The sequence below is a fragment of the Streptomyces siamensis genome (assembly GCF_039543605.1).
GTDB classification, from domain to species: Bacteria; Actinomycetota; Actinomycetes; order Streptomycetales; family Streptomycetaceae; genus Streptomyces; species Streptomyces siamensis.
The window spans coordinates 385,202-409,510 of the sequence record NZ_BAABKB010000030.1 but is presented as its reverse complement, the minus strand read 5'-3'; the positions used below and the strand labels follow the sequence as shown (position 1 = coordinate 409,510).

Annotated in this window: 23 protein-coding genes; 11 read left to right on the top strand and 12 right to left on the bottom strand. The window is 70.6% G+C overall.

The features are described from left to right. Positions 1-80 precede the first annotated feature (80 nt). Both ABEB03_RS32650 and mca read right to left on the bottom strand, forming a co-directional pair. The gene (locus ABEB03_RS32650) at positions 81-338 is read right to left on the bottom strand and encodes a hypothetical protein (protein WP_345656416.1); all 258 of its coding nucleotides are present in this window, start codon (positions 336-338) and stop codon (positions 81-83) included. Then, positions 331-1,191 (bottom strand): mycothiol conjugate amidase Mca, encoded by an 861-nt coding sequence (gene mca, locus ABEB03_RS32645; protein WP_345656474.1) that lies wholly within the window; start codon positions 1,189-1,191, stop codon positions 331-333. The genes ABEB03_RS32650 and mca overlap by 8 nt, the downstream gene beginning before the upstream one ends. 199 nt (positions 1,192-1,390) lie before the next feature. Between mca and ABEB03_RS32640 the strand changes: the two genes are divergently transcribed. Beyond that, positions 1,391-1,792: a DUF4307 domain-containing protein gene (locus ABEB03_RS32640; protein WP_345656415.1), complete on the top strand. Its 402-nt coding sequence runs from the start codon at positions 1,391-1,393 to the stop codon at positions 1,790-1,792. Between the two features lie 212 nt (positions 1,793-2,004). Further along, entirely contained in the window at positions 2,005-2,502 is a 498-nt protein-coding gene (gene greA, locus ABEB03_RS32635) for a transcription elongation factor GreA (protein WP_028803024.1), read from the top strand. Between the two features lie 63 nt (positions 2,503-2,565). Here the strand turns inward: greA and ABEB03_RS32630 are convergent, their stop codons facing one another. The 3 genes from ABEB03_RS32630 to ilvA all read right to left on the bottom strand — a co-directional run bounded on the left by ABEB03_RS32630 (position 2,566) and on the right by ilvA (position 5,869). Continuing rightward, a complete protein-coding gene (locus ABEB03_RS32630) occupies positions 2,566-3,423 on the bottom strand; it encodes an ABC transporter permease (protein WP_345656414.1) in 858 nt (285 codons plus the stop codon). Next, a complete protein-coding gene (locus ABEB03_RS32625; protein WP_345656413.1) occupies positions 3,420-4,427 on the bottom strand; it encodes an ATP-binding cassette domain-containing protein in 1,008 nt (335 codons plus the stop codon). The genes ABEB03_RS32630 and ABEB03_RS32625 overlap by 4 nt, the downstream gene beginning before the upstream one ends. A 212-nt stretch (positions 4,428-4,639) precedes the next feature. Continuing rightward, a complete protein-coding gene (ilvA, locus tag ABEB03_RS32620) occupies positions 4,640-5,869 on the bottom strand; it encodes a threonine ammonia-lyase (RefSeq protein ID WP_345656412.1) in 1,230 nt (409 codons plus the stop codon). Between the two features lie 164 nt (positions 5,870-6,033). On the opposite strand from ilvA, the gene ABEB03_RS32615 reads away from it, so the two are divergent. The 3 genes from ABEB03_RS32615 to ABEB03_RS32605 all read left to right on the top strand — a co-directional run bounded on the left by ABEB03_RS32615 (position 6,034) and on the right by ABEB03_RS32605 (position 7,543). Continuing rightward, positions 6,034-6,540, top strand: coding sequence for a MarR family winged helix-turn-helix transcriptional regulator (locus tag ABEB03_RS32615; RefSeq protein ID WP_345656473.1), 507 nt, complete (start codon positions 6,034-6,036; stop codon positions 6,538-6,540). A gap of 260 nt (positions 6,541-6,800) precedes the next feature. Beyond that, entirely contained in the window at positions 6,801-7,298 is a 498-nt protein-coding gene (locus ABEB03_RS32610) for a sigma factor-like helix-turn-helix DNA-binding protein (RefSeq protein ID WP_345656411.1), read from the top strand. Then, complete coding sequence (locus tag ABEB03_RS32605) at positions 7,295-7,543, top strand: hypothetical protein (RefSeq protein ID WP_345656410.1); 249 nt, start codon at positions 7,295-7,297, stop codon at positions 7,541-7,543. The genes ABEB03_RS32610 and ABEB03_RS32605 overlap by 4 nt, the downstream gene beginning before the upstream one ends. Before the next feature lie 4 nt (positions 7,544-7,547). Here ABEB03_RS32605 and ABEB03_RS32600 read toward each other — a convergent pair whose 3' ends face one another. Continuing rightward, positions 7,548-8,705, bottom strand: a complete 1,158-nt coding sequence (locus ABEB03_RS32600; protein WP_345656409.1) for a cystathionine gamma-synthase — start codon at positions 8,703-8,705, stop codon at positions 7,548-7,550. Positions 8,706-8,969: 264 nt separating this feature from the next. On the opposite strand from ABEB03_RS32600, the gene ABEB03_RS32595 reads away from it, so the two are divergent. The 5 genes from ABEB03_RS32595 to ABEB03_RS32575 all read left to right on the top strand — a co-directional run bounded on the left by ABEB03_RS32595 (position 8,970) and on the right by ABEB03_RS32575 (position 13,785). Then, entirely contained in the window at positions 8,970-10,088 is a 1,119-nt protein-coding gene (locus ABEB03_RS32595) for a hypothetical protein (protein WP_345656408.1), read from the top strand. A 356-nt stretch (positions 10,089-10,444) separates the two neighbouring features. Further along, positions 10,445-10,801: a carboxymuconolactone decarboxylase family protein gene (locus tag ABEB03_RS32590; RefSeq protein ID WP_345656407.1), complete on the top strand. Its 357-nt coding sequence runs from the start codon at positions 10,445-10,447 to the stop codon at positions 10,799-10,801. Positions 10,802-10,939: 138 nt separating this feature from the next. Further along, positions 10,940-12,043, top strand: coding sequence for an NUDIX hydrolase (locus ABEB03_RS32585; RefSeq protein ID WP_345656406.1), 1,104 nt, complete (start codon positions 10,940-10,942; stop codon positions 12,041-12,043). A gap of 150 nt (positions 12,044-12,193) precedes the next feature. Beyond that, entirely contained in the window at positions 12,194-12,613 is a 420-nt protein-coding gene (locus tag ABEB03_RS32580; RefSeq protein WP_095936328.1) for a YciI family protein, read from the top strand. Further along, a complete protein-coding gene (locus ABEB03_RS32575; protein ID WP_345656405.1) occupies positions 12,610-13,785 on the top strand; it encodes an RNA polymerase sigma factor in 1,176 nt (391 codons plus the stop codon). Before ABEB03_RS32580 ends, ABEB03_RS32575 begins: the two co-directional genes overlap by 4 nt. Before the next feature lie 163 nt (positions 13,786-13,948). On the opposite strand, the gene ABEB03_RS32570 is transcribed toward ABEB03_RS32575, so the two are convergent. After that, a complete protein-coding gene (locus ABEB03_RS32570; RefSeq protein ID WP_345656404.1) occupies positions 13,949-14,992 on the bottom strand; it encodes an NAD(P)-dependent alcohol dehydrogenase in 1,044 nt (347 codons plus the stop codon). A 175-nt stretch (positions 14,993-15,167) separates the two neighbouring features. On the opposite strand from ABEB03_RS32570, the gene ABEB03_RS32565 reads away from it, so the two are divergent. Beyond that, entirely contained in the window at positions 15,168-16,082 is a 915-nt protein-coding gene (locus ABEB03_RS32565) for a helix-turn-helix domain-containing protein (RefSeq protein ID WP_345656403.1), read from the top strand. A gap of 147 nt (positions 16,083-16,229) precedes the next feature. Here ABEB03_RS32565 and ABEB03_RS32560 read toward each other — a convergent pair whose 3' ends face one another. The 5 genes from ABEB03_RS32560 to ABEB03_RS32540 form a co-directional block, all read right to left on the bottom strand. Further along, positions 16,230-17,000: a group II truncated hemoglobin gene (locus ABEB03_RS32560; RefSeq protein WP_345656402.1), complete on the bottom strand. Its 771-nt coding sequence runs from the start codon at positions 16,998-17,000 to the stop codon at positions 16,230-16,232. A 117-nt stretch (positions 17,001-17,117) separates the two neighbouring features. Next, positions 17,118-20,357: a S8 family peptidase gene (locus ABEB03_RS32555; protein ID WP_425589336.1), complete on the bottom strand. Its 3,240-nt coding sequence runs from the start codon at positions 20,355-20,357 to the stop codon at positions 17,118-17,120. A 290-nt stretch (positions 20,358-20,647) separates the two neighbouring features. Further along, a complete protein-coding gene (locus ABEB03_RS32550; protein WP_345656400.1) occupies positions 20,648-21,331 on the bottom strand; it encodes an ABC transporter ATP-binding protein in 684 nt (227 codons plus the stop codon). 39 nt (positions 21,332-21,370) lie between these two features. Continuing rightward, positions 21,371-22,843 (bottom strand): ABC transporter permease, encoded by a 1,473-nt coding sequence (locus ABEB03_RS32545; protein WP_345656399.1) that lies wholly within the window; start codon positions 22,841-22,843, stop codon positions 21,371-21,373. A 196-nt stretch (positions 22,844-23,039) separates the two neighbouring features. Continuing rightward, positions 23,040-24,308, bottom strand: coding sequence for a L,D-transpeptidase (locus ABEB03_RS32540; protein ID WP_345656398.1), 1,269 nt, complete (start codon positions 24,306-24,308; stop codon positions 23,040-23,042). Position 24,309: the final 1 nt, after the last annotated feature.

The following is a 24,309-nucleotide window of genomic DNA, read 5'->3' as shown; positions in this document are numbered from 1 at the left end:
GTCTGCGTCCGGAGTCCGCGCACCTGCCGCTGTCCCTGGCGGGCCGTTCGCGCCGAGCCCGGCTCGGCGCGAGGGCCGGCTCAGCCCTTCGCGGGGGAGGTCTTCCCGCCGGAGCCGACGGCGCCCTTGCCAGGGGTCGCCGTGTCCTTGTCCGGGTCCTCCTCGAAGGTGACCTTGCCCATGTGGCGGTTCATGGACTTCATCAGACCCCACACGGCCAGGGCCATCACCGCGAAGACGATGAAGCCGAGGACGCCGGGGGTGACCTTGTTCTCGTCGACCTCCTTGGCGAGGGGGACGAGGTGCGTCAGTGCGTGGCTTGCGCTCATGTCAGGCATTGTCGCGGATGCCCGCGAAGAGGTCGTCCTCGGGGAGGGAGGTGTCGACGAGGGACTTGGCGAGCTCGTACTCCTCGGTCGGCCAGACCTCCTTCTGGAGCTCCATCGGTACCTTGAACCAGCCGCCGTCGGGGTCGATCTGCGTGGCGTGCGCGATGAGCGCCTTGTCACGGATCTCGAAGAACTCGGCGCACGGGATGTGCGTGGTCAGCGTGCGCTCCGTGCGCTCGAACTCGCTCCAGCGCTTCAGCCACTCGCCGTACGGGGAGTCCAGGCCGCGGTCCAGCATGGCGTGGTGCAGCGCCTCGGTGCGCGGGCGGTTGAAGCCCTGGTTGTAGTACAGCTTCTGCGGCTGGAAACCCGGGCCGTACTCGGACTCCGGGTACTTCTCGGTGTCGGCCGCACCCTCGAACGCCACCATCGAGATCTTGTGGGTCATGATGTGGTCGGGGTGCGGGTAGCCGCCGTTCTCGTCGTAGGTGGTGATCACCTGCGGGCGGAAGGAGCGGATCTGCTTGACCAGTTCAGCGGCCGCCTTGTCCACGTCCTCCAGGGCGAAACAGCCCTCGGGAAGGGGCGGCAGCGGGTCGCCCTCGGGAAGGCCCGAGTCGACGAAGCCGAGCCATTCCTGCTTGATGCCGAGGATCTCGCGGGCCTCGTCCATCTCCTTCTTGCGTACCTCGTGGATGTGCTCCTCGATGTACTTGTCGCCCTGGAGCTTCGGATTGAGGATGGAGCCGCGCTCGCCGCCCGTGCAGGTCACGACCAGCACGTCCACCCCCTCGGACACGTACTTCGCCATGGTCGCCGCGCCCTTGCTCGACTCGTCGTCGGGGTGGGCGTGCACGGCCATCAGTCGCAGCTGGTCAGTCAAGACTCAATCCTCAGTCGCTCGGCTGTCGCCTCAGTGGTGGATCAGCGGTCGGCGCCCGGCGTGAGAGAGCGCCTCGGGCGGCTTCTATAGTGACGGAATCGGGGGGCCAATAATTCCAGGGCCCTGTCCACGGGCCCCCATCCAGGACCCCCTGGCCGGCCCTGCCGAGAGGACGATCATGAGTACGGCGAGCACCCAGCTGCCCGAGGGTCGCTACGGCCGCTCCGAGGACGAGCGCGCCGACCGGAAACTCAAGATCATCGGCGGTGTCCTGGGCGTCGCCCTGCTGGCCCTGATCGGCTGGTTCGCGTACTACTACGTCGGCGGCAGCAAGATCAGCGCGGAAGTGATCACCTTCAAGGCGGTCTCGGACAGCGCGGTCGAGGTGCACCTGGAAGTGCGCAAGGACGCGGGCGCACACGGTTACTGCACGCTGCGCTCGCAGTCCGAGGACGGCGGGGAGGTGGGCCGGGCGGACTTCCGCTTCGACCAGAGCTCGTCACGCGTCGACAAGGTGGTTACCCTGCGTACGACGGCCCGTGGCACCACGGCGGAGCTGCTCGGCTGTCACGCGGACTGAGCGGACCGGCAGGCGGCGGGACCACACGGGCGGGCATCACCCGCAGCTCCTACCAGCACATACCCGCTGACCTGCATTGACGTAATTCTGATGCGTTATGTCCTCCCTTTCGAGCCACTGAATTGTTAGGCTCGTGGTTTCGCCCACCCGTGAAGGAACATTCTTCTGGGTAGGGCGATGCTTTGTATTCCCAGTACCTACGAGGAGCACCTGTGACCCAGACCAGCGAGAACGTCACCTGGCTGACCCAGGAGGCGTACAACCAGCTCAAGGCCGAGCTGGAGTACCTGTCTGGTCCTGCGCGCACGGAGATCGCCGCCAAGATCGCGGCCGCGCGCGAGGAGGGCGACCTGCGCGAGAACGGCGGGTACCACGCGGCCAAGGAGGAGCAGGGCAAGCAGGAGCTCCGTGTGCGCCAGCTGACCCAGCTCCTGGAGAACGCCAAGGTCGGCGAGGCTCCCGCGGCGGACGGTGTGGTCGCACCGGGCATGGTCGTCACCATCGCCTTCGACGGCGACGAGGACGACACCCTGGTCTTCCTGCTGGCCTCGCGCGAGTACGCGAGCTCCGACATCGAGACCTACTCCCCGCAGTCACCGCTGGGCTCCGGTGTGAACGGCAAGAAGGTCGGCGAGGACGCCCAGTACGAGCTGCCGAACGGCAAGCTCGCCTCGGTGAAGATCCTCAAGGCCGAGCCGTACCAGGGCTGAGCCCGGGACCGACGACCACGACGATGCCCCCGGCCGTGCGGCCGGGGGCATCGTCATGTCGTGTCACGCGGTGGCGGACCGGTACTTGCGCACCGCCAGGGTCCGGAAGAGCACGATGATCAGGACCGAGTAGATCACCGAGGCCCAGACCGAGTGCTGCATGGGCCAGGCTTCCGACGTGGACTGCCCCGGGTTGGCGAAGAGCACCCGGCAGGCCTGGACGGTGGCGCTGAACGGGTTCCAGTCGGCGATGTGGCGCAGCCACGGCGTCATGTTGCTGGAGTCCACGAACGCGTTCGAGATGAACGTGACCGGGAAGAGCCAGATCAGTCCGCCGGAGGTGGCCGCCTCGGGGGTGCGCACGGACAGGCCGATGAGCGCGCCGATCCAGGTGAACGCGTACCCCAGCAGGAGCAGGAGGCCGAAGGCGCCCAGCACCTTGAAGACGTTGGTGTCGCCGTCGGAGCCGACGCGCCAGCCGACCAGGAGGGCGACCACCGCGAGGACCAGCAGGGTCAGCGCGGTCTGGACGAGGTCGGCGAGGGTGCGCCCGGTCAGCACCGCTCCGCGCGCCATGGGCAGCGAGCGGAAGCGGTCGATCAGGCCCTTGTGCATGTCGTCGGCGATGCCCGCGCCGGCACCCGCGGTGGCGAAGGTGACGGTCTGCGCGAAGATGCCCGCCATCAGGAAGTTGCGGTAGTCGGTGGGGCTGGTGCTGCCGCCGATCTGCATGGAGCCGCCGAAGACGTAGCTGAACAGCACCACGAACATGATCGGCTGGATCAGCCCGAAGATCACCATCTCCGGGATCCGGGACATCCTGATCAGGTTGCGCTTGGCGACGACCAGCGAGTCGCGCACGGACTGGCTGACCGGGTTCGAGGGTGCCGTGAGCTGCACGGCGTCACTGGCGGCACTCACTTGCCGGCCTCCTTCTTGCGCTGACGGCCCGTGCCGTCCGCCGCTGGGGTGTCCTCGTCCTTCGCCTCGGCCACATGGCCCGTGAGCGAGAGGAAGACGTCGTCGAGGGTGGGGCGGCGCAGGCCGATGTCGTCGATCTCGATGCCGCGGGTGTCCAGCTCGCGGATGACCTCCGCGAGGAGCTTCGCGCCGCCGGTGACGGGCACGGTGAGCTTGCGGGTGTGCTCCTCGACCGTGGTCTCGCCCTTGCCGAAGCCCCGCAGCACCTCGGAGGCGGTCGCCATGTGCTCGCGGTCGTGCACGACGACCTCGACCCGCTCGCCGCCGGTCTGCGCCTTGAGCTGGTCGGCGGTGCCGCGGGCGATGACGCGGCCGTGGTCGACCACGCAGATGTCGTGCGCGAGGTGGTCGGCCTCTTCGAGGTACTGGGTGGTGAGCAGCAGCGTCGTGCCCCCGGAGACCAGCTGCTTGATCACGTCCCACAGCTGCTGGCGGTTGCGCGGGTCGAGGCCGGTCGTCGGCTCGTCCATGAACATCACCGGCGGCGAGACGACCAGGGCGGCCGCCAGGTCGAGCCGGCGGCGCATGCCGCCCGAGTACGTCTTGGCGGTGCGGTCGGCGGCCTCGCTGAGGTTGAACTGCTCCAGCAGCTCCTCGGCACGGACCTTCGCCGCCTTCGCCTTCATCTGGTAGAGCTGGCCGACCATCTGGAGGTTCTCGCGGCCGGTCAGATACTCGTCGACCGCGGCGAACTGTCCGGAGAGGCCGACCCTGCGGCGGACCGCGTCGGGGTTCTTGAGCACGTCCACGCCCGCGACGACCGCCTTGCCGCTGTCGGGGCGCAGCAGGGTCGTCAGGCAGCGGACCGCGGTGGTCTTGCCCGCGCCGTTCGGACCGAGCAGGCCCAGGACGGTGCCCTCCGGGACATCGAGATCGACGCCGTCCAGAGCCCTTACGTCACCGAAGGTCTTCACCAGGCCTTCGGCATAGATGGCGCCTGGCATGTGAGTTTCTCCACGTCGTTGGGGATTTTCGCTGAAATGTCTTGCTTTTGCCCTGTACGGCACGCCCGGCGGTGGGGTCTTCGTCCGCGGGCCGAGCGTGCGGCAAGGGGCACACCGTAACGCGATGTATCGCGTCACTCAACAGATTTTTCCATCCGGGACCGACAGGGGGACGAACAGTGGCCCTGACCTCGACTGATGCCTCGCCGGGCTCAGTCGATGACGGTGTACCCCGCCTCGCGCAGCGCCAGATTCACCTCGGCGCAGTGCTCGGGCCCCTTCGTCTCCAGGTGCAGCTCGACCTCCACCTCCGTGAGCCCGAGCCGTGGGTCGGTCCGTACGTGGCTCACATCGAGGACGTTAGCGTCCGCCACTGACAACACCCCGAGAAGTGTGGCGAGGGCCCCGGGACGGTCGGTCAGCCGCAGCGTGACCGCGAGGTAGCGGCCGCTCGCCGCCATGCCGTGCCGCAGGATGCGCTGGATCAGCAGCGGGTCCACGTTCCCGCCCGACAGCAGGGCCACCACCGGGCCCTCGAAGCTGCGCGGATCCCGCAGCAGCGCGGCGACCGGGCTCGCGCCGGCCGGCTCCACGACCAGCTTGGCCCGCTCCAGGCACAGCAGGAGCGCGCTCGACAGGTTGTTCTCGGAGACCGTGCGGACCTCGTCCACCAGTTCGTCGACGATCCGGAACGGCACGTCACCGGGCCGGCCGACCTTGATGCCGTCGGCCATCGTCGCCGGGTTGTCGATCGACAGCGGGCGCCCCGCCGCCAGCGACGGCGGGTACGCGGCGGCGCCCTCGGCCTGCACGCCCACGATCCGCACGTCCGGGCGGATCGTCTTCACGGCGAGCGCGACGCCCGCGGCCAGCCCGCCGCCGCCCATGCCGACGACGATCGTGCGCACCTCGGGGCACTGCTCCAGGATCTCCAGCCCGACCGTGCCCTGGCCCGCGATGACGTCCGGGTGGTCGAAGGGGTGGATGAAGACGGCACCCGTCTCCGCCGCGTACGTCTGAGCGGCGGCGAGCGTCTCGTCCACCACCTGGCCGTGCAGCCGCACGTCGGCCCCGTACTCACGGGTGGCCGCGACCTTCGGCAGCGGGGCGCCCGTCGGCATGAAGACCGTGGCGCGCACGCCGAGCAGCGAGGAGGCCAGCGCGACGCCCTGCGCGTGGTTGCCGGCGCTCGCCGCGACCACGCCCGCCGCGCGCTCCTCCGGCAGCAGCCCGGCGATCCGCACGTAGGCGCCGCGCAGCTTGAACGAACCGGTCCGCTGGAGGTTCTCGCACTTGAAGTGGACCGGAGCGCCGACCAGCTGGGTGAGGTACCTGCTTCCCTCCATCGCGGTCATCCGCGCCACGCCCGTGAGCATCTTCTGCGCGCCACGGACGTCGTCGAGAGTCACGCTGGGAAAGGAGTCAGCCGTGCTGTAGCTCATGACCACCAGTCTCGCAGTTCACGCGGGTCCGCTCCCTGCTTGACCACGCTGCGAGACTGGTTTGCGCAGCGCCGGTACGACCCGCCTCCCGGCCGCGTACCCTGTCCCCCAACCCAGCCTCCCACGCATGAATTGAGCCCCCGGCCATGCCCACAACACCTGAAATGTCGATGGACATGACGACCGTCGGTGACACCGGTCTTCTCGACACGCTGCAGCACGAGGTCGCGGTGTTCGCGCGCCGTGCCGAACAGACCCGGCTCGGCGGGGTGGGGCAGGTGCGCAACTCCATGGACCGCGCCGCGTACCTGCTGCTCAACCGCCTGGACAAGGAAGGCCCGATGGGCGTCAAGGCGCTCGCCGCGAGCATGGGCATCGACTCCTCGACGGTCACCCGGCAGGTGGCTCCGCTCGTCGACACCGGTCTCGTGAAGCGGACCTCGCACCCCGAGGACGGGCGCGCGGTGGTGCTCCAGCTGTCGCCGCGCGGGCAGGCCCGGCTCGACGAAGTGCGATCCTCCCGGCGTCAGTTGATGGCCGAGCTGACCCACGACTGGGCGCCGGAGGAGCGTGAGGCCTTCTGCACGCTCCTCACGCGCTTCAATGGCGCCCTCTCCGCACGTCAGGCGGCCCAGGGCGGGCCCGTCGGCGAGTCCCAGCCGACTTCCTGACCTTTGAGGGCGCACTTCGCCGGGTCGCAGGCCCGGAGCGCCGTCGCCGCACGCGTGTGACGGCCCGCCCGGGGGACGGCCCCGGGAGGGGGTGTCCGGCGCGGGCGAGGTGTGCCCGCGCGCGAGGGTGTGCCCCGGGCTCTTGACCGGAAGGCGGCGCCTGGCCTCATATGAGACCGGGTCCTCCTCGTACGCGGTGCGGCATGCCGTACGCGGCCGGGACCCCGTCCCTTCGGGGGCGCTCTCAGGCGGGAGGCGTGGTGCGAGAACGGCAGGCGTCCCAAGGCGCCCGCCGGGCCCGGGAGTTCGAGGCGTTCGTCGCGGGCGCGGCAGGGCGGCTGCTGCATGCCGCCACGCTGCTCACGGCCGAACCCCGCAACGCCAACCCGCGTGCGCGGCGCCTGCTGGTGCAGGCCCTCGCCCACACGTACGCCTCCTGGGACCGGCTGCGCGGCGAGGACCCGTACGACTGCGCCCGCCAGCAGCTGGCCGTCCGCTTCGCGCGTTCGGCCTGGCACCAGTACGGGAGCTTCGGCCGGCCGCGCCCCTCCCCCGACCACGTGCTGGCCCGGCTCACGCCCCAGCAGCGGCTGATCCTGGTGCTCCGGCTGTACGAGGGGGTCGCCGAGGAACAGACGGCGGCCCTGCTCGGACTGCCGGCGGAACGGGTGCGGACGATCTGCGCCCGCTCGATGGCGACGCTGCTGCACCCGCCGCGGGGCCCGGCACCGGCCGTCGTGGAGGTGGCGCCGTCGTGAACCTGCACGAGCGTGAGGCGGCCGTACGGCGGATGCTGGAGCAGGCGCCACCCACGGTTCCGCCCGACCTGCACGCGGACGTCGTCCGGCGCGGAGGCCGCATGCTGCGCCGCCGGAGGGCGGCCCGGCGCCTGATGTGGCTGGTGCTGTTCGCCGCGGCTGTCGCCTTCACCGTCTGGGCGGCGACGGCCCGCCCGTGGGTGGAGCCGCCGTCGCAGACGACCCCACCGCTGACCGGCTGGTGAACGGCTACTGCCCGAGGGCCTGCTGAAGGTCCTGGAGCAGGTCGTCGACGTTCTCGATGCCCACGGAGAGGCGTACGAGGTCGGCGGGGACCTCCAGCGCCGAACCGGCCGCCGACGCGTGCGTCATACGTCCCGGGTGCTCGATCAGGGACTCGACGCCGCCGAGGGACTCGCCCAGCGTGAACACCTTGGCGCGGTTGCAGACCTCGACGGCCGCCTCCTCGCCGCCGTCGACCTGGAAGGAGACCATGCCGCCGAACGCCTTCATCTGCTTGGCGGCGATCTCGTGACCGGGGTGCTCCGGCAGGCCCGGGTACAGGACGCGGCTCACGCGCGGGTGCCGGGTGAGCATCTCGGCGATCTTGCCCGCGTTCTCGCTGTGCCGGTCCATGCGCACGGACAGCGTCTTGGTGCCGCGCAGCACGAGCCAGGAGTCGAAGGGGCCGGCGACCGCGCCCATCGCGTTCTGGTGGTACGCCAGCTCCTCGCCGAGCTCCTGGTCACCCGTGATCAGGGCGCCGCCGACGACGTCCGAGTGCCCGCCCATGTACTTGGTCAGGGAGTGCACGACGACGTCCGCGCCCAGCGCCAGCGGCTGCTGGAGGTAGGGGGTGGCGAAGGTGTTGTCGACGACGAGCCGGGCGCCCGCCTCGCGCGCGATCTGCGCGACCGCCGCGATGTCGGTGATGCCGAGCAGCGGGTTGGAGGGCGTCTCGACCCAGACGGCCTTCGTCTTCGGGGTGAGGGCGGCGCGCACCGAGTCGGGGTCGCTCGTGTCGGCCACGGACCACTCGACGCCCCACCGCGAGACGACCTTCGCGAAGAGACGGAAGGTGCCGCCGTACGCGTCGTTCGGGATGACCACGTGGTCGCCGGGGCTGAGCAGCGTACGCAACAGGCAGTCCTCGGCCGCCAGTCCGGACGCGAACGCGAGGCCGCGACGGCCGCCCTCCAGGGCAGCGAGGTTCTCTTCCAGTGCGGTCCTGGTGGGGTTGGCGCTGCGGCTGTACTCGTAACCGCCGCGCAGCCCGCCGACGCCGTCCTGCTTGTAGGTCGAGACCTGGTAGATCGGCGGGACGACCGCGCCGGTGAGGGGATCGGCGGTGTTGCCCGCGTGGATCGCGAGGGTCTCGAAATGCTGACTGATGTGCCTGTCGCTCATGGGTCCCGAGCGTAGTGCGCCCGGGCGCCCGATGACGTCGCACGCCCCTGACGCGACGGCCCGGGTCGGTCGGGGCGGATGCGGACGGGGACCGGAGCCGGTCGGTCCGGGTCCGCTACCGGGCCCGGACCGGTCGGCCGCACCGCTCACGGAGCCTGCCTGCCGACCGGCCGGAGCCTGCCTGCCGACCGGCCGGAGCCTGTCGGCCGGACCGATACCGGACCGGGTTGGCCAATTGTCGGACCCGTCTGGTTCGCTTGTGACATGGAGATTCTCTGGGTCCTGATGGCGCTGGCCATGTTCAGCCTGGTCCTGCTGCCGGTGCTGAGGCGCAGGAGTGCCGGAATTCAGCAGGTCGCGCCCGGCGACCCGGACGCCGCGGACCCGGCGGACTACGGATTCCTGCGGCAGGAGGAGCTGGACATCCGCATGCCCGGCCCGGACCACGACCTGCTGCAGGTGCTCGACCTCGTGCAGCGCACCCAGGACTACCGCGCCGCCTCGCAGCTCCTCGCGGGCACCGAGAGCGACGGGGAGCGCCGGTGGCAGCGGGTGCAGGCCTTCGCGGGCGCCGCGTCCCTGGAGCTCCAGCAGCGCCCCGGCGGGGTGAGCGAGACGCCCGGCGGGCAGTGGCTGCGCGTGTGGCGGGCCGAGGCCCCGAAGGACGCGGGCGGCGCCGCGGTGCACGCGGAGTTCCTGGTGCAGCAGGCGTGGCGCACGTCGACGCCCGGGACCGACGAGTTCCGGATCATCATGGAGGAGGCGAAGTCCGCCTGCGCCGAGGCCGCGCTGCTCGCCCCCGGCGACCCGGTGCCGTACATCGTCGAGCTGTCCGTGGCCCGTGGACTGTCCTACCCCCAGCCCGAGTTCGAGCAGCTCTGGCTGAAGATCCTGGACCGCGCGCCCTCCCACATGGGGGCGCATCTGGCGGCCCTGCACTACTGGTGCGAGAAGTGGCACGGCTCGCGGGACGTGGCCTACTCGTTCGCGGAGGCCGCCGCGGCGCGCGCCCCGCAGGGCTCGCTCCTCGCCGCGATGCCGCTCTTCGCGGTCTTCGAGCACCTCCCCGAGGTGAACCTGGTCCGCAGCTTCTACCAGAGCGAGGTCGTGACCAAGGCGGTGCACGGAGCGCTGTTCGCGGTGCACGCCGCCCGCCCCGACGACCCGATGCTGGCCCACGTCCGCCACCTCCTGGTCTTCTTCCTGGTCCGCAGCGAGCGCTGGGCCGAGGCCATGGACCAGCTCCTGCACGTGGACGGCCACGTGGGCGCACTGCCCTGGACCCTCACCTCCGACCCGGCCTCGGACTACGCGATATACCGCGCGCTCGCGGTGGCGGGCTACGAGGCGAACGGCGGCAGCCCGGCGACGCTCCCGCACTGACTCCGGCGGCCCTGCCCGGCCGGCGCCGCGCCGTTGATGAACGAGTCGCCCCCGTGGGCGAGTTCGATCCTCATGGCACCGCGGCTCAGGAAGCCGGGGCCCCTCTGCGGATCCATGGGGCCCTGCGGGGCCGTGTCGCGGGGCGCCGCCGAACCCGGCGCTCGGCGGACGGCCGGGGCGTCGAGCGGCGCGGCGGAGACCGCCGTTTCGCGCGGGACGCGAGACGGTGCACGACCGACGCGCGCGCGGCCCGGGGCGCACTTACGCTGAGAGGACTAACCGCCGACACGCAGGGGAATCCCGCGTTCCGCGGGTGGCGTGTGCGGCTCCTCACGGCACCGGAAGGTGGTCCCGTCATGGCCACTGCGTCTGACGCTCCCGTTCTCGACACGATCGCCGCGATGACCATCGATTCCATCGAGCGCTGCGGCATGGACGAGAGGACCCTGATCCTCACCCGTATCGCCGCGCTGGTGGCCATGGACGCCCCGCCGATCTCGTACCTGGCCCATGTCGATCCCGCGCTCAAGGCCGATCTGACCATCGAGCAGTTGCAGGACGTGCTCATAGCCATCGCGCCCGTCGTGGGCACGGCACGCGTCATGTCCGCCGCGGGTCACATCGCCCAGGCGTTCGGCGTCGCCATCGCGCTGGCCGACAGCGAGGCCGAGGCCATCGCCAGGGCCGAGGCCCAGAGCCGCGGGCATTCCTGAACGACGGCCGACCGCCCGGGACTCCCGGCACGGACGGCCGACAGAGACGACCGGCAAGGAGACGGGCAGGGACAAGGCAGGGATAACGGAAGGAGCACGACGCCTCCTGGCAACGTCAAGATCCATAGTGTCTGCGGCATGGACGGAATCGATGTTGCCAACGGCGTCGTGGGTGCCGTGCTCGGCATGGTGTTCGCGGTGCTGTTCCAGCAGCCGTTGCAGGATGCCTGGTACCGGCTGCGCCGGCGCTCGAGGAGCGCGATCCGCACGATGCGGCGGCGGGAGGAGTCGGAAGCGGCCTGGCGGACGTTCTCTCTCGGCCCCCTGCAGACGTCCGCCCTGATCGTCGAAGGCGACGGGGAGTCGCCGGTGCCGCCCGAGACGATCTACGTCCAGGTGCTGGAGGACGAGGTCCGGCTGCCCCCGGACATGGCCGGCTGGCGGGACGAGATCGCCGAGGAGAGCGAGCGGCTGCGCGCGGAGGGGCGCACTCCGCTGTGGAACGGCCCGCGGTACGCCGTCGAGTCGTTCGACATGTCCCGTACCGCCCTGGACGAGCGGCCCGAGGTCCACCTCAGGCTGCGCCCGACCGACTACTACACCTTCCTCGCCGCCCAGCAGCTGGACCGACGGCTCCCCGACGGCGCGACCCCCCGCTCCCGCCATCTCGATCCCGACGCGCCGCTGACGGCCCCGGCCTTCCTCCAGTGCAGCTTCGCCGTCAACGTCGCGGTGGTCACCGCCGACGACATGCTGGTGGTGAGCCGGCGCAGCGACCGGGTCCGCATGGCGCCGGGCGTCTGGAACTCCTCGGTCAACGAGGGCCTGTCACGGCACATCGACTCCTCGGGCAGGAGCGCCCCGGACCTGCACGCGGCGGCCCGTCGCGGCATGCGGGAGGAACTGTCCCTGGAGCCCCACGAGTACTCGCTCGATCTTCTGGCCTTCGTCCTGGACACGGACAAGCGGCACTGGAGCGCCCACTTCCACGCCAAGCTGAAGGAGCTCTCCGGCGAGAACCTGCGGACGCGGATGAGCCGGGGCGTCGCCGACCGGTGGGAACACCAGGCCATCGACTACGTGCCCTTCCGTCCGACGACGGTGGTCAAGTACATGCTGCGGCCCGACCGCATCCACCGCTGGGCGCCCCTGGCCCCGGCGCTCTTCCACCTGTCCCTGGTGCACGCCTACAGCCGTACGCACGTCGAGCGGGCGGAGGCACAGGTCCTGCGCCGCCTGTAGCGGCCCGGACTCGTCGTGCGCGGCTCGCCCGCCGGGCCCGTCGGAACGGCCCGGAAGAAATTCGGGCGGCGATGTCGAGAACGCGTGACCGGCTCCGTCCCCGAGGTGAACGCGACCACAATGGGTCGCACGAACACCGAGGAGACCACCATGGCCAAGTACCTGCTGCTCAAGCACTACCGCGGCGCCCCGGCTTCGTTCAACGACGTGCCCATGGAGCAGTGGACGCCGGAGGAGATCTCGGCGCACGTGCAGTACATGAACGACTTCGCGGCCCGGCTCGAGAAGACCGGCGAGTTCGTCGGCGGTCAGGCGCTGGCCCCCGAGGGAGAGTGGGTCCGGTACGACGGTGAGGGGCGTCCGCCGGTCACCGACGGACCGTTCGCCGAGACCAAGGACCTCATCGCCGGCTGGATGGTCATCGACGTCGACAGCCACGAGCGGGCCGTCGAACTGGCCGGAGAGCTGTCGGCCGCCCCCGGCGCGGGCGGGAAGCCGATCCACGAGTGGCTCGAACTGCGCCCGTTCCTGGCCGCGGAGCCCTCCGTCACGGAGTGCCCGCATCGATGAACGAGGCCTTGCTCCGGAGCCTCACGCCGAGCGTGCTCGCCGTCCTCGTCCGCCGCGGATCCGACTTCGCGGCGGCCGAGGACGCCGTGCAGGACGCGCTCGTCGAGGCGCTCCGCGTCTGGCCGGCCGATCCGCCGCGCGATCCCAAGGGCTGGCTGGTCACCGTGGCCTGGCGCAAGTTCCTCGACGCCACCCGCGCCGACACGGCCCGGCGCCGGCGTGAGGACCTCGTCGACGACGAGCCCGCCCCGGGTCCCGCGCCCGCGGCGGACGACACACTCCAGCTCTACTTCCTGTGCGCCCACCCGTCGCTGACGCCGTCGTCCGCGGTCGCGCTCACGCTGCGCGCGGTCGGCGGACTGACCACCCGCCAGATCGCCCAGGCTTATCTGGTGCCCGAGGCGACCATGGCGCAGCGCATCAGCCGCGCCAAGCGCACCGTCTCCGGCGTGCGGTTCGACCGGCCCGGGGACGTCGCCACCGTGCTGCGCGTCCTCTACCTGGTCTTCAACGAGGGCTACTCCGGCGACGTCGACCTCGCCGCCGAGGCCATCCGGCTCACCCGGCAGCTCGCGGCGTCGATCGACCACCCGGAGGTGGCGGGGCTGCTCGCCCTGATGCTGCTCCACCACGCCCGGCGCGCCGCCCGGACCGCTGCCGACGGCGGTCTGGTGCCGCTCGCCGAGCAGGACCGCGGCCGGTGGGACACCCGGATGATCGCCGAGGGCGTCGAGATCCTGCAGACGGCCCTCGCCCGCGACCGGCTGGGCGAGTTCCAGGCCCAGGCGGCCATCGCCGCGCTTCACGCCGACGCGCCCACCGTCGAGGAGACCGACTGGGTGCAGATCGTCGAGTGGTACGACGAGCTCCTGCGCCTGACCGACAGCCCGGTCGTCCGGCTCAACCGCGTGGTCGCCGTCGGCGAGGCCGACGGCCCGCGCGCGGGGCTGGCGGCGCTCGCGGCGCTGGACGACGCCTCCGCGAGCTCTTCGAGCGGCGGAAACCCCATGCCGCGCCGCACCGCGGTGGCGGCCTACCTCCACGAGCGCGACGGCGACCTGGTGACGGCGGCACGGCTGTACGCGGAGGCGGCCCGAAAGGCACCGAACCTCGCCGAGCGCGACCATCTGACCCGCCAGGCGGCCAGGCTCAACTCCCGCCGGAGCCGCTGACGGCTCTCGCGGGCTCGCGCGGCACCCGCTCCGGCGGCTCCGGGCCGATCCGGTCGCCCCGCACTTCGCAACGCACGCGGGAGGCGTGGGCTGCCGACGCGGAGGGGCGCCCGCGGGCCGTGCGGCCCGGGGCGCCCCTCACCGGCACGGAGGCCGGCCGATACTAGATCGTCGCGGTGTCGATCACGAAGCGGTAGCGGACGTCGCTCGCCAGCACCCGCTCGTACGCGTCGTTGATCTCGGACGCGCTGATCAGCTCGATCTCGGCGCCGAAGCCGTGCTCGGCGCAGAAGTCGAGCATCTCCTGGGTCTCCCGGATGCCGCCGATGCCGGAGCCCGCGAGGGTCTTGCGGCCGCCGATCACCGAGAAGAGGTTGAGCCGGACCGGCTCCTCGGGGGCGCCGACGTTCACGAAGGCACCGTCGGTCCTCAGGAGGGACAGGTAGGCGTCCAGGTCCAGCGGGGCCGAGACCGTGGACAGGATGACGTCGAACGTGCCGCGCAGCTCCTCGAAGGTCTTCGGGTCGCTGGTGGCGTAGTAGTGGTCGGCGCCCAGCTTCAGGCCGTCGTCCTTCTTGCGCAGCGACTGCGACAGGACGGTGACCTCGGCGCCCAGCGCGTGGGCGATCTTGACGCCCATGTGGCCGAGGCCGCCCATGCCGAGGACGGCGACCTTCTTGCCGGGGCCGGCGTTCCAGTGCTTGAGCGGGGAGTACGTGGTGATGCCGGCGCAGAGAAGGGGTGCGGCCACGTCCAGCGACAGGCCGTCGGGGATGCGGACGACGTAGTTCTCGTCGACGACGATCTTCTCGGAGTAGCCGCCGTAGGTGGGCTCGCCGTCCTTGCCGACCGCGTTGTACGTGCCGGTCATTCCGCCGCCGGTGCAGTACTGCTCCAGGCCCGCCTTGCAGTTGTCGCACTCGCGGCAGGAGTCGACCATGCAGCCGACGCCCACACGGTCGCCGACCTTGTACTTGGTGACGCCGGAGCCGACCTCGGAGACGATGCCGGCGATCTCGTGACCGGGCACCATCGGGAAGATGGCCTCGCCCCAGCCCTCGCGGGCCTGGTGGATGTCGGAGTGGCAGATGCCGGCGAACTTGATGTCGATCAGGACGTCGGACGCGCCGACCTCGCGGCGCTCGATGGTGGTGCGCTCCAGCGGAGCCTTGGCGGCGGGAGCGGCGTAGGCAGCAACAGTGGTCATGCCGGGAGTTCTCCTCAGGAGTGGTCTGTGCCGTGCCCGGCCGGCTCCGGCCGGGCACGCATCCCACACTGCCTCCGGCGCGGGGCTTCACCCAGGCCACGGCTTTGCGTACGTCCAGCGGTCCTACCACTGGCGGGGTCAGGATCCTCTGCGTACGACCGTGAATACTGGACGTATGAGCGAACAGCCCTCTCAGGAGCCCACCGGGGAAGTGGGCCGGTCGCTGGACCGGCGTGCGGAGCTGAGCGAGTTCCTGCGCAGTCGCCGGGCCCGGCTGAAGCCCGAGGACGTGGGGTTGCCGGACTTCGGACGGCACCGCCGCGTACCCGGGCTGCGCCGCGAGGAGCTGGCGCAGCTGGCCGGGGTGTCCGTGGCGTATTACACGCGGCTGGAGCAGGGCAACGGCCGGAACGTGTCGGCGGAGGTCCTCGACGCGATCGCGCGGGCGCTGCGGCTGACGGATGCCGAGCACGCGCATCTCACCCACCTGGCGAAGCCCAAGCAGCACAAGAGGAAGCAGGCGGCCCGGCCGCAGCAGGTGCGCCCGGCGCTGCGGCAGCTGCTCGACTCGATGGACGGCGTCCCGGCGTACCTCACCGGGCGGCGCTCCGACATCCTCGCTTGGAACCGGATGGCCGCGGCGATCTTCGGCGACTGGTCCGAGATGCCGCCGCAGGAGCGCAACTGGGCGCGTCTGGTGTTCCTGAAGCCCGAGTACCGGGACCTGTACGTGGAGTGGGAGCAGAAGGCGATCGACATCGTCTGCATGCTGCGCATGGACGCGGGCTGCCACCCGGACGATCCGCGACTGTCCGCGCTGGTCGGCGAGCTCTCCGTGAAGAGCGAGGACTTCCGCCGGCTGTGGGCGACGCACGACGTGAAGGAGAAGAGCCACGGGATGAAGCATCTGCGGCATCCCCTGGTGGGCGAGCTCTCGCTGCGCTTCGAGTCCTTCCGGCTGGTCGACGACGGTGAGCTGGCCCTGATCACGTATCACGCGGAGCCGGACTCGGCCTCGGCGGAGGCGCTGCGTCTGCTGGCGTCCTGGGGCACGGACGCGACCCGTGCGGGGGCGGCCGCGCCGCAGTAGGACCACCGGCACGCCCCGCACACCGGGTCACGCCGTCGTGCCGTGCGTCACGGACCGCCGCGACGGGCACCGCACCCGGCACGGCGGCTCGGTCACGCCCGGCACGCCCGGCACGGCGGGCACGTCACGCTCGGCACGGCGGCCCCGTCAGGGCTGGTACGGCGGTGCGGCGCCCCAGGTCCACTTCGGCACCGACTGCTCTGCCGGAGGGGTCGCGTCGGGGCCGGAGAAGTAGACGGCGAGACGTGTGCCCCACTCCACATAGGCGAGGAAGGCCGAGCGGAACTCGGCGTCGGTGGGCAGCCCGGCGTCGTCGGCGGCGTCCTGGAGGAGGTTCACCCAGCGGCGGCGCTGCACCTCCGTGATGTTCTTGCCGAAGTGCTTGGCGACCATGTGCCCGTGGCCGCCCTGCGTCTCGGAGTACGCCGGCGGGCCGCCGAAGACCTCGCCGAGCCAGAGCGCCACGTGGACGGCGTGCTCGGGGGCCAGGTCCGCGAACAGGGGCGCCAGGAGGTCGTCCTTGAGCACCTTGCCGTAGAAGGACTCGGTGAGCCGGGTGAAGGCCTCGGCGCCGCCCGCCCAGGAGTAGAGCGTGGGGACCGACGCGCCGGCACCCCGCACCGTCGTCGGTTTGTAGTGGCGCATCTCCTCGATGTCGCCGATGAAGGGGCGGATCTCGGCGAGGAAGCCGGGGAAGAGCTCCGAATTGCGGAAGCCCTCGATGTGGTCCTCGGTCGACGTCCAGGTGATCCGCAGGATGAAGTGCTCGAAGTCTTCCTCGCAGCGGGCGAGTTCGTAGTCGACGCACTGCGGGGCGGCGGCGAGGTGGACGGCGGCCCGCGTGTAGGCGGCCAGGAACTCTGCCGACTGTTCCTCGGGGATGCGGTAGCGGATGTATTCGACGGTCGAAGCGGTCATGCCCTCACACAAACACGGACGGCCCGTCGGAAGCTCTGCTTCCGACGGGCCGCCGCCGTGTGTCAGCGTTGGGCGAAACGAGTCAGCGCTCGGCGAACCCGAGCCCCGCCACCACGGTCACTTGCCGTAGTAGGCGTTGTAGATCGAGATCGTGGACTTGTTGCCCTTCTTGTCGGCGATCTTGGCGTGGAACGAGACGCCCTTGCCCTTCGCCGGGTTCTTGTAGGTGATCCTGCCGTTCCTGACGTCGACCTTGGTCCAGGTCTGGCCGTAGTCGTAGCTGACGTACACGGAAAGCGAGCCGAGGCCCGCCCCCGCGGCGGCGCCCTGGACGGTGACCGGGACGGTGACCTCGCGGCCGGCCGGTCCACGGCTGTCCAGGCCGAGGGGCGCGCCGAAGCGGGCCGTGGACACCGGCAGCTTCACCCCGTCGGCCTTCTTGGAGCGGAACGTCCAGGAGGCGTCGATCCGCGTGGAGGCCGCGGCCACCTTCACGGAGCGCTTGACGGAGGTGGTCAGCCGGTAGGACGCGTCGGCGTCCGGCACCTTGAAGCGGCCGCTGCCGTCGAGCGGGTCGTCGTTCTCGGCGATCTTCGTGCCGTTGCGGTACAGGGTCGTCCTGACCGAGGTCACGAGGGAGGCCCCGGCGTGCGACTGCCCGTCGGCGAGCATCGGCAGGTAGCCGCTGATGTAGCGGCCGTCGCGGAAGACGCCGTACGCACTGCTGAGCTTCGGCCCGAAGACGCCGGTGTTGAAGGTCTTCGTGTAGCTCCTGCCCGCCGCGAAGGTCTGTGGGTCACCGAGCGTGTAGAACGCGTCGCCGAGCGGGAAGCCGTCGGCGTCCTTGCCGCCGTACTGCTCGAAGTCGAGGCTCCACTGCACGCGGTCGCCGGTGGACACGTGCAGTGTGCGGGTGCCGGGCAGCTTCTGCTCGACCCCGACGCCGAAGGCGAAGTCGTCGGTCAGAAAACCGTACGCGGTGACGGCGCCCGTCTTGCCGGAGGCCGCGGCGCCCATGCCGGTCTTCACCGTGGCCAGGTCGCCCGCCTTGTAGTGCTTGACGTGCGCGCCCTGGAGCTTGGTCACCTTGCCGCCGGTGAAGATGTCGTACTCGGTGTCGTCGCCCTTGGTCCAGACGCCCGACCAGCTCTGCGTCAGGCCGGAGGAGAGCGCCGGGCCGATGTGGGCGACCCGCAGGTCCGCGAAGGACTCCACGCCGAAGCCGAAGCCGAAGTCGGAGGGCGCGTACATGTACGAGACGACCGCGGAGACGGGCTTGGCCCCGGCGTCCGGCACGGTGATGTCGGCGGACCTGGCCGTCCGCTGGTCGACGGTCACCGAGACGTTCCGGGTGACGCTCAGCCGGGGCTGGACGAGCCAGTCCAGGCCGCCTTCCAGCTTCTCGGGATCCTTCACCAGCTGGGAGCTCAGGGCGTAGGTGCCCTTGGGGACCCGGACGGTCTCCGTGGCGCCGGTGCCCTGCGTGACGTAGTCGCGGCCCGCTCCGGTGTACGGGGTCAGATCGGTGAAGTGGGTGGGCTTCTCCCCGTCCCGCGTCACGTACTTCAGCTTGACGTCGTAGGACTCCACCTCGCGCTGCACGGCGGCGGCGGTGCGCACGGACTGGCCGCCGCCCGTGGCGGTCACGTACGCCGCGTACGCGCCGTCGGTGGTGCCGCCCAGCTTCGTGTCGGCCGTGATGCCGACGGAGGCCTTGCCGCCCGCCGGGACCTTCACCGTCTTCGCGCCGAGCGTGAAGAAGCCCGCGGGGGCCGGCCGGCCCTTGGGGCCGGTGGCGGTCACCGCGAGGGTCAGGGTGACGTCGGTCTTGCCCACGTTGCGGTAGGTGACGCTGCGGGTCACCGGCTTGTCGTCGGTGTGCGGCCACTGCGCGACGGGGAAGGCGACCGAGCTGGGGTCGGCGATGACGGTCTGCTTGATCGCGCGGTCGACGGCGATCCGGCCGGTTCCCTGCTGGAACGGCGTGTACGCGCCGCCCTTCGCGGAGCCCGCGAGCGCGCCCTTGAGCTCGGCGAACGTCCAGTCCGGGTGCTCCTGCTTGAGAATCGCGGCGGCGCCCGCGACGTGCGGGGTCGCCATCGACGTACCGGAGATCGTCAGATAGCCCGGCGGCCTCTCGCCGACCTCCTTGGCGATGACGCTGCCCGGGGCCGCCGCGGCCGTGATGTCCACGCCCGGTGCGGTCACGTCGGGCTTGATCGCGCCGTCGAGGCCGGGGCCGCGGCTGGAGAAGGACGCCAGCTTGTCCTTGTCGTCGACGGCACCGACGGTGAGCGCGTCGGCCGCGCTGCCCGGGGAGCCGATGGTCTGCTCGCCGAAGTCGCCGTCGTTGCCCGCGGCGATGGCGAAGAGGATGCCCTTCTCCTCGGAGAGCTTGTTGACCTCCGCTTCCAGCGGGTCGATCTCCGGCGTGTCACCTCCGCCCAGGCTGAGGTTGACGATGTCCGCGCCCTGGTCGGCGGCCCACTCCATGCCCGCGAGGATGCCGGAGTCGTCGCCGTAGCCGTCGTCGCTGAGGACCTTGCCGTTGAGGATCTTCGCGCCGGGCGCGACGCCCTTGTACTTGCCGTTCGACTTCGCGCCGGTGCCCGCCGCGATGGACGCGACGTGCGTGCCGTGCCCGAAGTGGTCGGTGGCGTCGGCGGAGGTGGAGAAGTTCTTGGCGGCGATCACCTGGTCCTTGAGGTCCGGGTGGGCCGCGTCGACCCCGGTGTCCAGGACGGCGATCCTGACGCCCTTGCCGTCGTAGCCGGCCGCCCACGCCTTGGGGGCGCCGATCTGGGGCACCGACTTGTCGAGGCTCGCCTTGCGGACGCCGTCGAGCCAGACGTGCGCGATGCCCGCGGCGGCCGTGCCGTCGTCCGTGACCGCGTTCCACAACTCGGCCGTGTCCTGCCGCGGGGTGAGGACCGCGTCGGCGTTCAGTGACCTGAGGGTTCTGCGGACGGTGCCCGCGTCCCGGACGTCGGCCCTGGCGACGGCCGCGGCGCCCCGGTAGCCGACGATCAGCTTCAGGCCCTGCTTCTGCGCCTTGCGGGTGGCCGCCCGGTTCAGTTCGGTGACGTCGAAGAGGCGCTTGTCGAGCCGCCCGGAGGCGATCAGCCGCTGGGCGTCGGCCGGCACGACGTAGGTGTGGCCGGCCGTCTTGCGGACGAACACGGGTATGTGGGCGCGGCCTTCGGCGCGTTCGAAGCCGACGACCCGTCCCCCGGTGTCGACGGCCACCCGGTCGCCGGTGATCAGCGTGATGTGGTGCCGGGCGGTGAACCCGGAGGTCCCCTTTGCCGCGGAGGCGCTGCGCGCGTGCGCGGCCTCGGCCGACGCCGGGCCGGTCATGCCCGCCGTCAGGGCCACGGCGGCCGCCGTGGCGATGCTCGCGACGCACGTTCTTTTCACTTGTCTGCGCAAGTCTCCCCCTGGAGATGTGGTCCGGACGAGGAACTCGTTCATCCGGCCGGGGGAGGTCCCGTACACATGCGCGTGCACCCCCCGGACCACGCAGTATGCCCGGGGGGTGATCGGCCGCCAATACAGTGGCGAGGGTAAAGAGTTGACGGGGTTGTTCCGCTACGCCCCCGCACTCCCCCTTCTGTACGCCTTCATGCCTTCGCGCTTCCGGTGCCCCTTCAGGCCCCCGCGTTCTCCTTGACGGTGATCCGGCCCTTGCGGATCGTCGCGAGTCGCGGTGCCTTCTTCGCGATCGACGAGTCGTGGGTGACCATGATGAAAGTGAGCCCGTACTCCTTCCACATGGCTTCCAGTACGTCCATGATCTCGTCGCGCATGGACTCGTCGAGGTTTCCCGTGGGTTCGTCGGCGAGCAGCACCTTGGGCTGCTTGACCAGGGCGCGGGCGATCGCGACGCGCTGCTGCTGACCACCGGAGAGTTCGGCGGGCAGATGGCCGAGGCGCTCGGCGAGTCCCACCGACTCCAGTGCCGCGGCGGCCCGTTCGCGCCGCTCCTTCGTCTTCACGCCGAGGGGGACGAGAGCGGTCTCGACGTTCTCCTGGGCGGTGAGCGTGGGAATCAGGTTGAAGCTCTGGAAGACGAAACCGATGTTCTCGCTGCGCACTCGGGTCAGCCTGGCCTCGGACAGCTTCGCCATGTCCGTGCCGTCGAGTTCGACGCTGCCCGAGGTGGGACGGTCGAGTCCGCCCAGCATCTGGAGGAGGGTGGACTTCCCGCCGCCGGTGGGGCCCTGGATGACGAGCCGGTCCCCGGACCCGATGGTCAGATCGACACCGGCGAGCGCGTCGACGACTTCCTTGCCCCGCGTATAGCGCTTGGTGACGCCTCTGAGTTCGTACATGGTGCAACTCCTGGGATACGTGACTAGGTGGGGGCCGGGCTATTCGACGCGGCGCAGGGCGTCGGCGGGGCGCAGCCGGGAGGCGCGCCAGCCGCCGAAGGCGCCGGCGACGAGCCCGCCGGTGACGGCGAGGGCGACCGCGACGATGATGGTGTTGAGGCTGACGGGCGCGGTGAGCGCGACGTCGAGGGCCTTGCTCGCGGTCTGCCGGCCGGGGCCGCCGAAGGCGCCGCCGCCCGGACCGCCGCCACCGGGGCCGCCGGATCCGCCGTTCGAACCGCCCAGCTCCGCCTGGAGGGTGGGGCTGATCTCGGTGACGACGTACGCGCCGGCGAGGCCGATCGCGATGCCGAGGGCGCCGCCGACCAGGCCGTTGACGATGGCCTCGCCGACGACCTGGCGGGTCACCCGGCCCGACTTCCAGCCGAGCGCCTTGAGGGTGCCGAACTCGCGCACGCGGCGGGAGACGGCCGAGGAGGTGAGCAGACCGGCCACCAGGAAGGCGGCGACGAGCACCGCGATCGACAGCCACTTGCCGACGTTCGAGGCCAGGTCGGAGGCGGTGGACAGGGAGCCGGAGACGGTGTCGGCGAGGTCCGCGGAGGTGGTGACCGTGGTGCCGGAGATGTTCTTCTGGATGGTGCTCTTGACGCTGTCGATCTGCTGCGAGTCGGACGCCTTGACGTAGATCGTGGTGACCTTGTTCTTGGAGTCGCTGAGCGTCTGCGCCTGCTTGAGCGGGATGTACAGGTTGGCCGCCGCGTCACCGCTGTCGGGCGTCGCGATGCCGATGACCTTGTACTTGACGCTCTTGATGGTGACGGTGCCGCCGACCTTGAGCTTCTTCTCCTTGGCGTACGACTTGTCGGCGACGACGACCTTGGCGTCGGTCTCCGAGGTCTTGAAGGTGCGTCCGCTGGTGATCTTCGAGGAGGTCAGCGGGCCGAGGGCGGGCTTGGTGACGTCGGTGCCGAAGACCGAGTAGTTGTTGACGTCGAAGTTGGCGCCGCCGCCCTCGACGCGGCCCTGCGGGGGCTGCTGGGTGCCGGGGCCGCCCTGCCGGTTGCCGCCGCCGTTGTTCGGGTCCTGCTTGAACTGGCCGCGCGTGAACTGGCCGTTGATGCGGACGACCTGCAGGCTCAGGCCGCCGACGGAGTCCGCGACGCCCTGCTGCGAGTCCACCTTGGAGACGGTGGAGGAGGCCAGGGTCTGGAAGCCCTGCACCATGACACGGTCGCTGCTCTGCTCCTCGTCCGAGTCGCTGTCCCGGGCGTCGAAGTTGAACCGCGGGCGCTGGCTGGAGCCGGTCGCGGGCGCCGCCGCCTTGGTGACCGTCATGTCCGTGCCCAGTCCGTACAGCGACTGGAGGACCTTGCCCTGCGCCTTCTCCATGCCGGAGGACACGGAACTGACCACGATGACCAGGGCGATGCCCAGGGCGAGCCCGGAGGCGACGACGAGGGCCGCCTTTCTGCGGCGGCGCAGTTCGCGCCTCAGGTAGGTGAAGAACATGGCCGCAAGCTAGGTACGGCGCGTGATGAAGGGATAAGGCCGAAATAAGAGAACGATGAGAAGACTGTGCCGGGCCGTCAGAACGGCTGTGCACCGGCCCGGAACCCTGTGCGGACGGTGAGCACGCGGCCCGGCGAACGCGAAGGCGGCGGCGACCCCTCAGGGGGTCGCCGCCGCCTCGGCGGGTTCAGCGGGCTCAGATGGCCGAGCCGGCCTTCCACGCCGCCCAGTCCAGGTTCCAGCCGTTGAGGCCGTTGTCCGGGGCGATGGTCTTGTCGCCGGTGTTCTTCACCACGACGACGTCACCGATGAGCGAGTTGTCGTAGAACCACGCGGCAGGGGTGTTCTTGTCGCCGGCACCCTTGGTGTCGGACAGACCGACACAGCCGTGGCTGGTGTTCACCGCGCCGAAGATGGACTTGGCGCCCCAGTAGTTGCCGTGGATGAAGGTGCCGGAGCTCGACAGACGCATGGCGTGCGGCACGTCCTTGATGTCGTACTCGCCCTTGCCGTCGTCGTTCGTGAAGCCGACGGTCGAGCCGTCCATCCGGGTCTCCTTGAACTTCTCGGAGATCACCATCTGGCCCTGGTACGTCTTGTTCTCGGGGGAGCCCGCCGAGATCGGGATGGTCCTGATGGTCTTGCCGTCCTTGGTGACCTTCATGGTCTTGGTCTTGGCGTCGACGATCGAGACCTGGTTGCGGCCGATCTTGAAGGTGACCGTCTTCTGCTGCACGCCGTAGACACCGCTCGCGCCCTCGACGCCGTCGAGGTCGAGCTTCAGGGTCACGGTGGAGCCGCCGGTCCAGTAGCTCTCGGGCCGGAAGTCCAGGCGGTTGGCGTTGAACCAGTGGCCGACGACCTCCTGGCCGCTGCTGGAGGAGACGGTGATCCCCTTCTGCACGGCGGCCTTGTTGGTGATCGCCTTGTTGAAGTTGATCGAGACCGGCATGCCGACGCCGACGGTGGAGCCGTCCTCCGGCGTGAAGTTGCCTATGAAGCTGTTCGCCGGGGAGACCGTCGTGAACGAGGCGTTCTCGTGGGCGGTGCGGCCCTCGGAGTCGGCGGCCTCTGCGGCGATCTTGTAGGTGGTGGCCCGCTGGAGCTGGCCGGTGGGCTTCCAGCTCTTCTTGTCGGCGGATATCTGGCCCGCGACCGCGGTGCCCTCCGCGGTCTGCATGCTGACGGAGGTGAGCGTGCCCTTGCTCACCGTGACCGCGGTGCCGTTGTTGATGGAGGCGTTGTCGGAGCCGTCCTTGGGCGTGATCTTGATCTGGGCCTCTGAGGTCTTCTTGGCCGCCGCCTCGTCGACCTTGGCCTGCGACGAGCTGTCGCTGCCACCGTCGCCGTCGGCCTTGGCGTTGCCGTCACTGCAGCCAGAGAGCACCAGAACACCGCCGAGCAGTGCGGACGCGGCCATCAGGCCCTTGCGCCGCTTACTGTCCGTCATCACACGCTTCTCCATC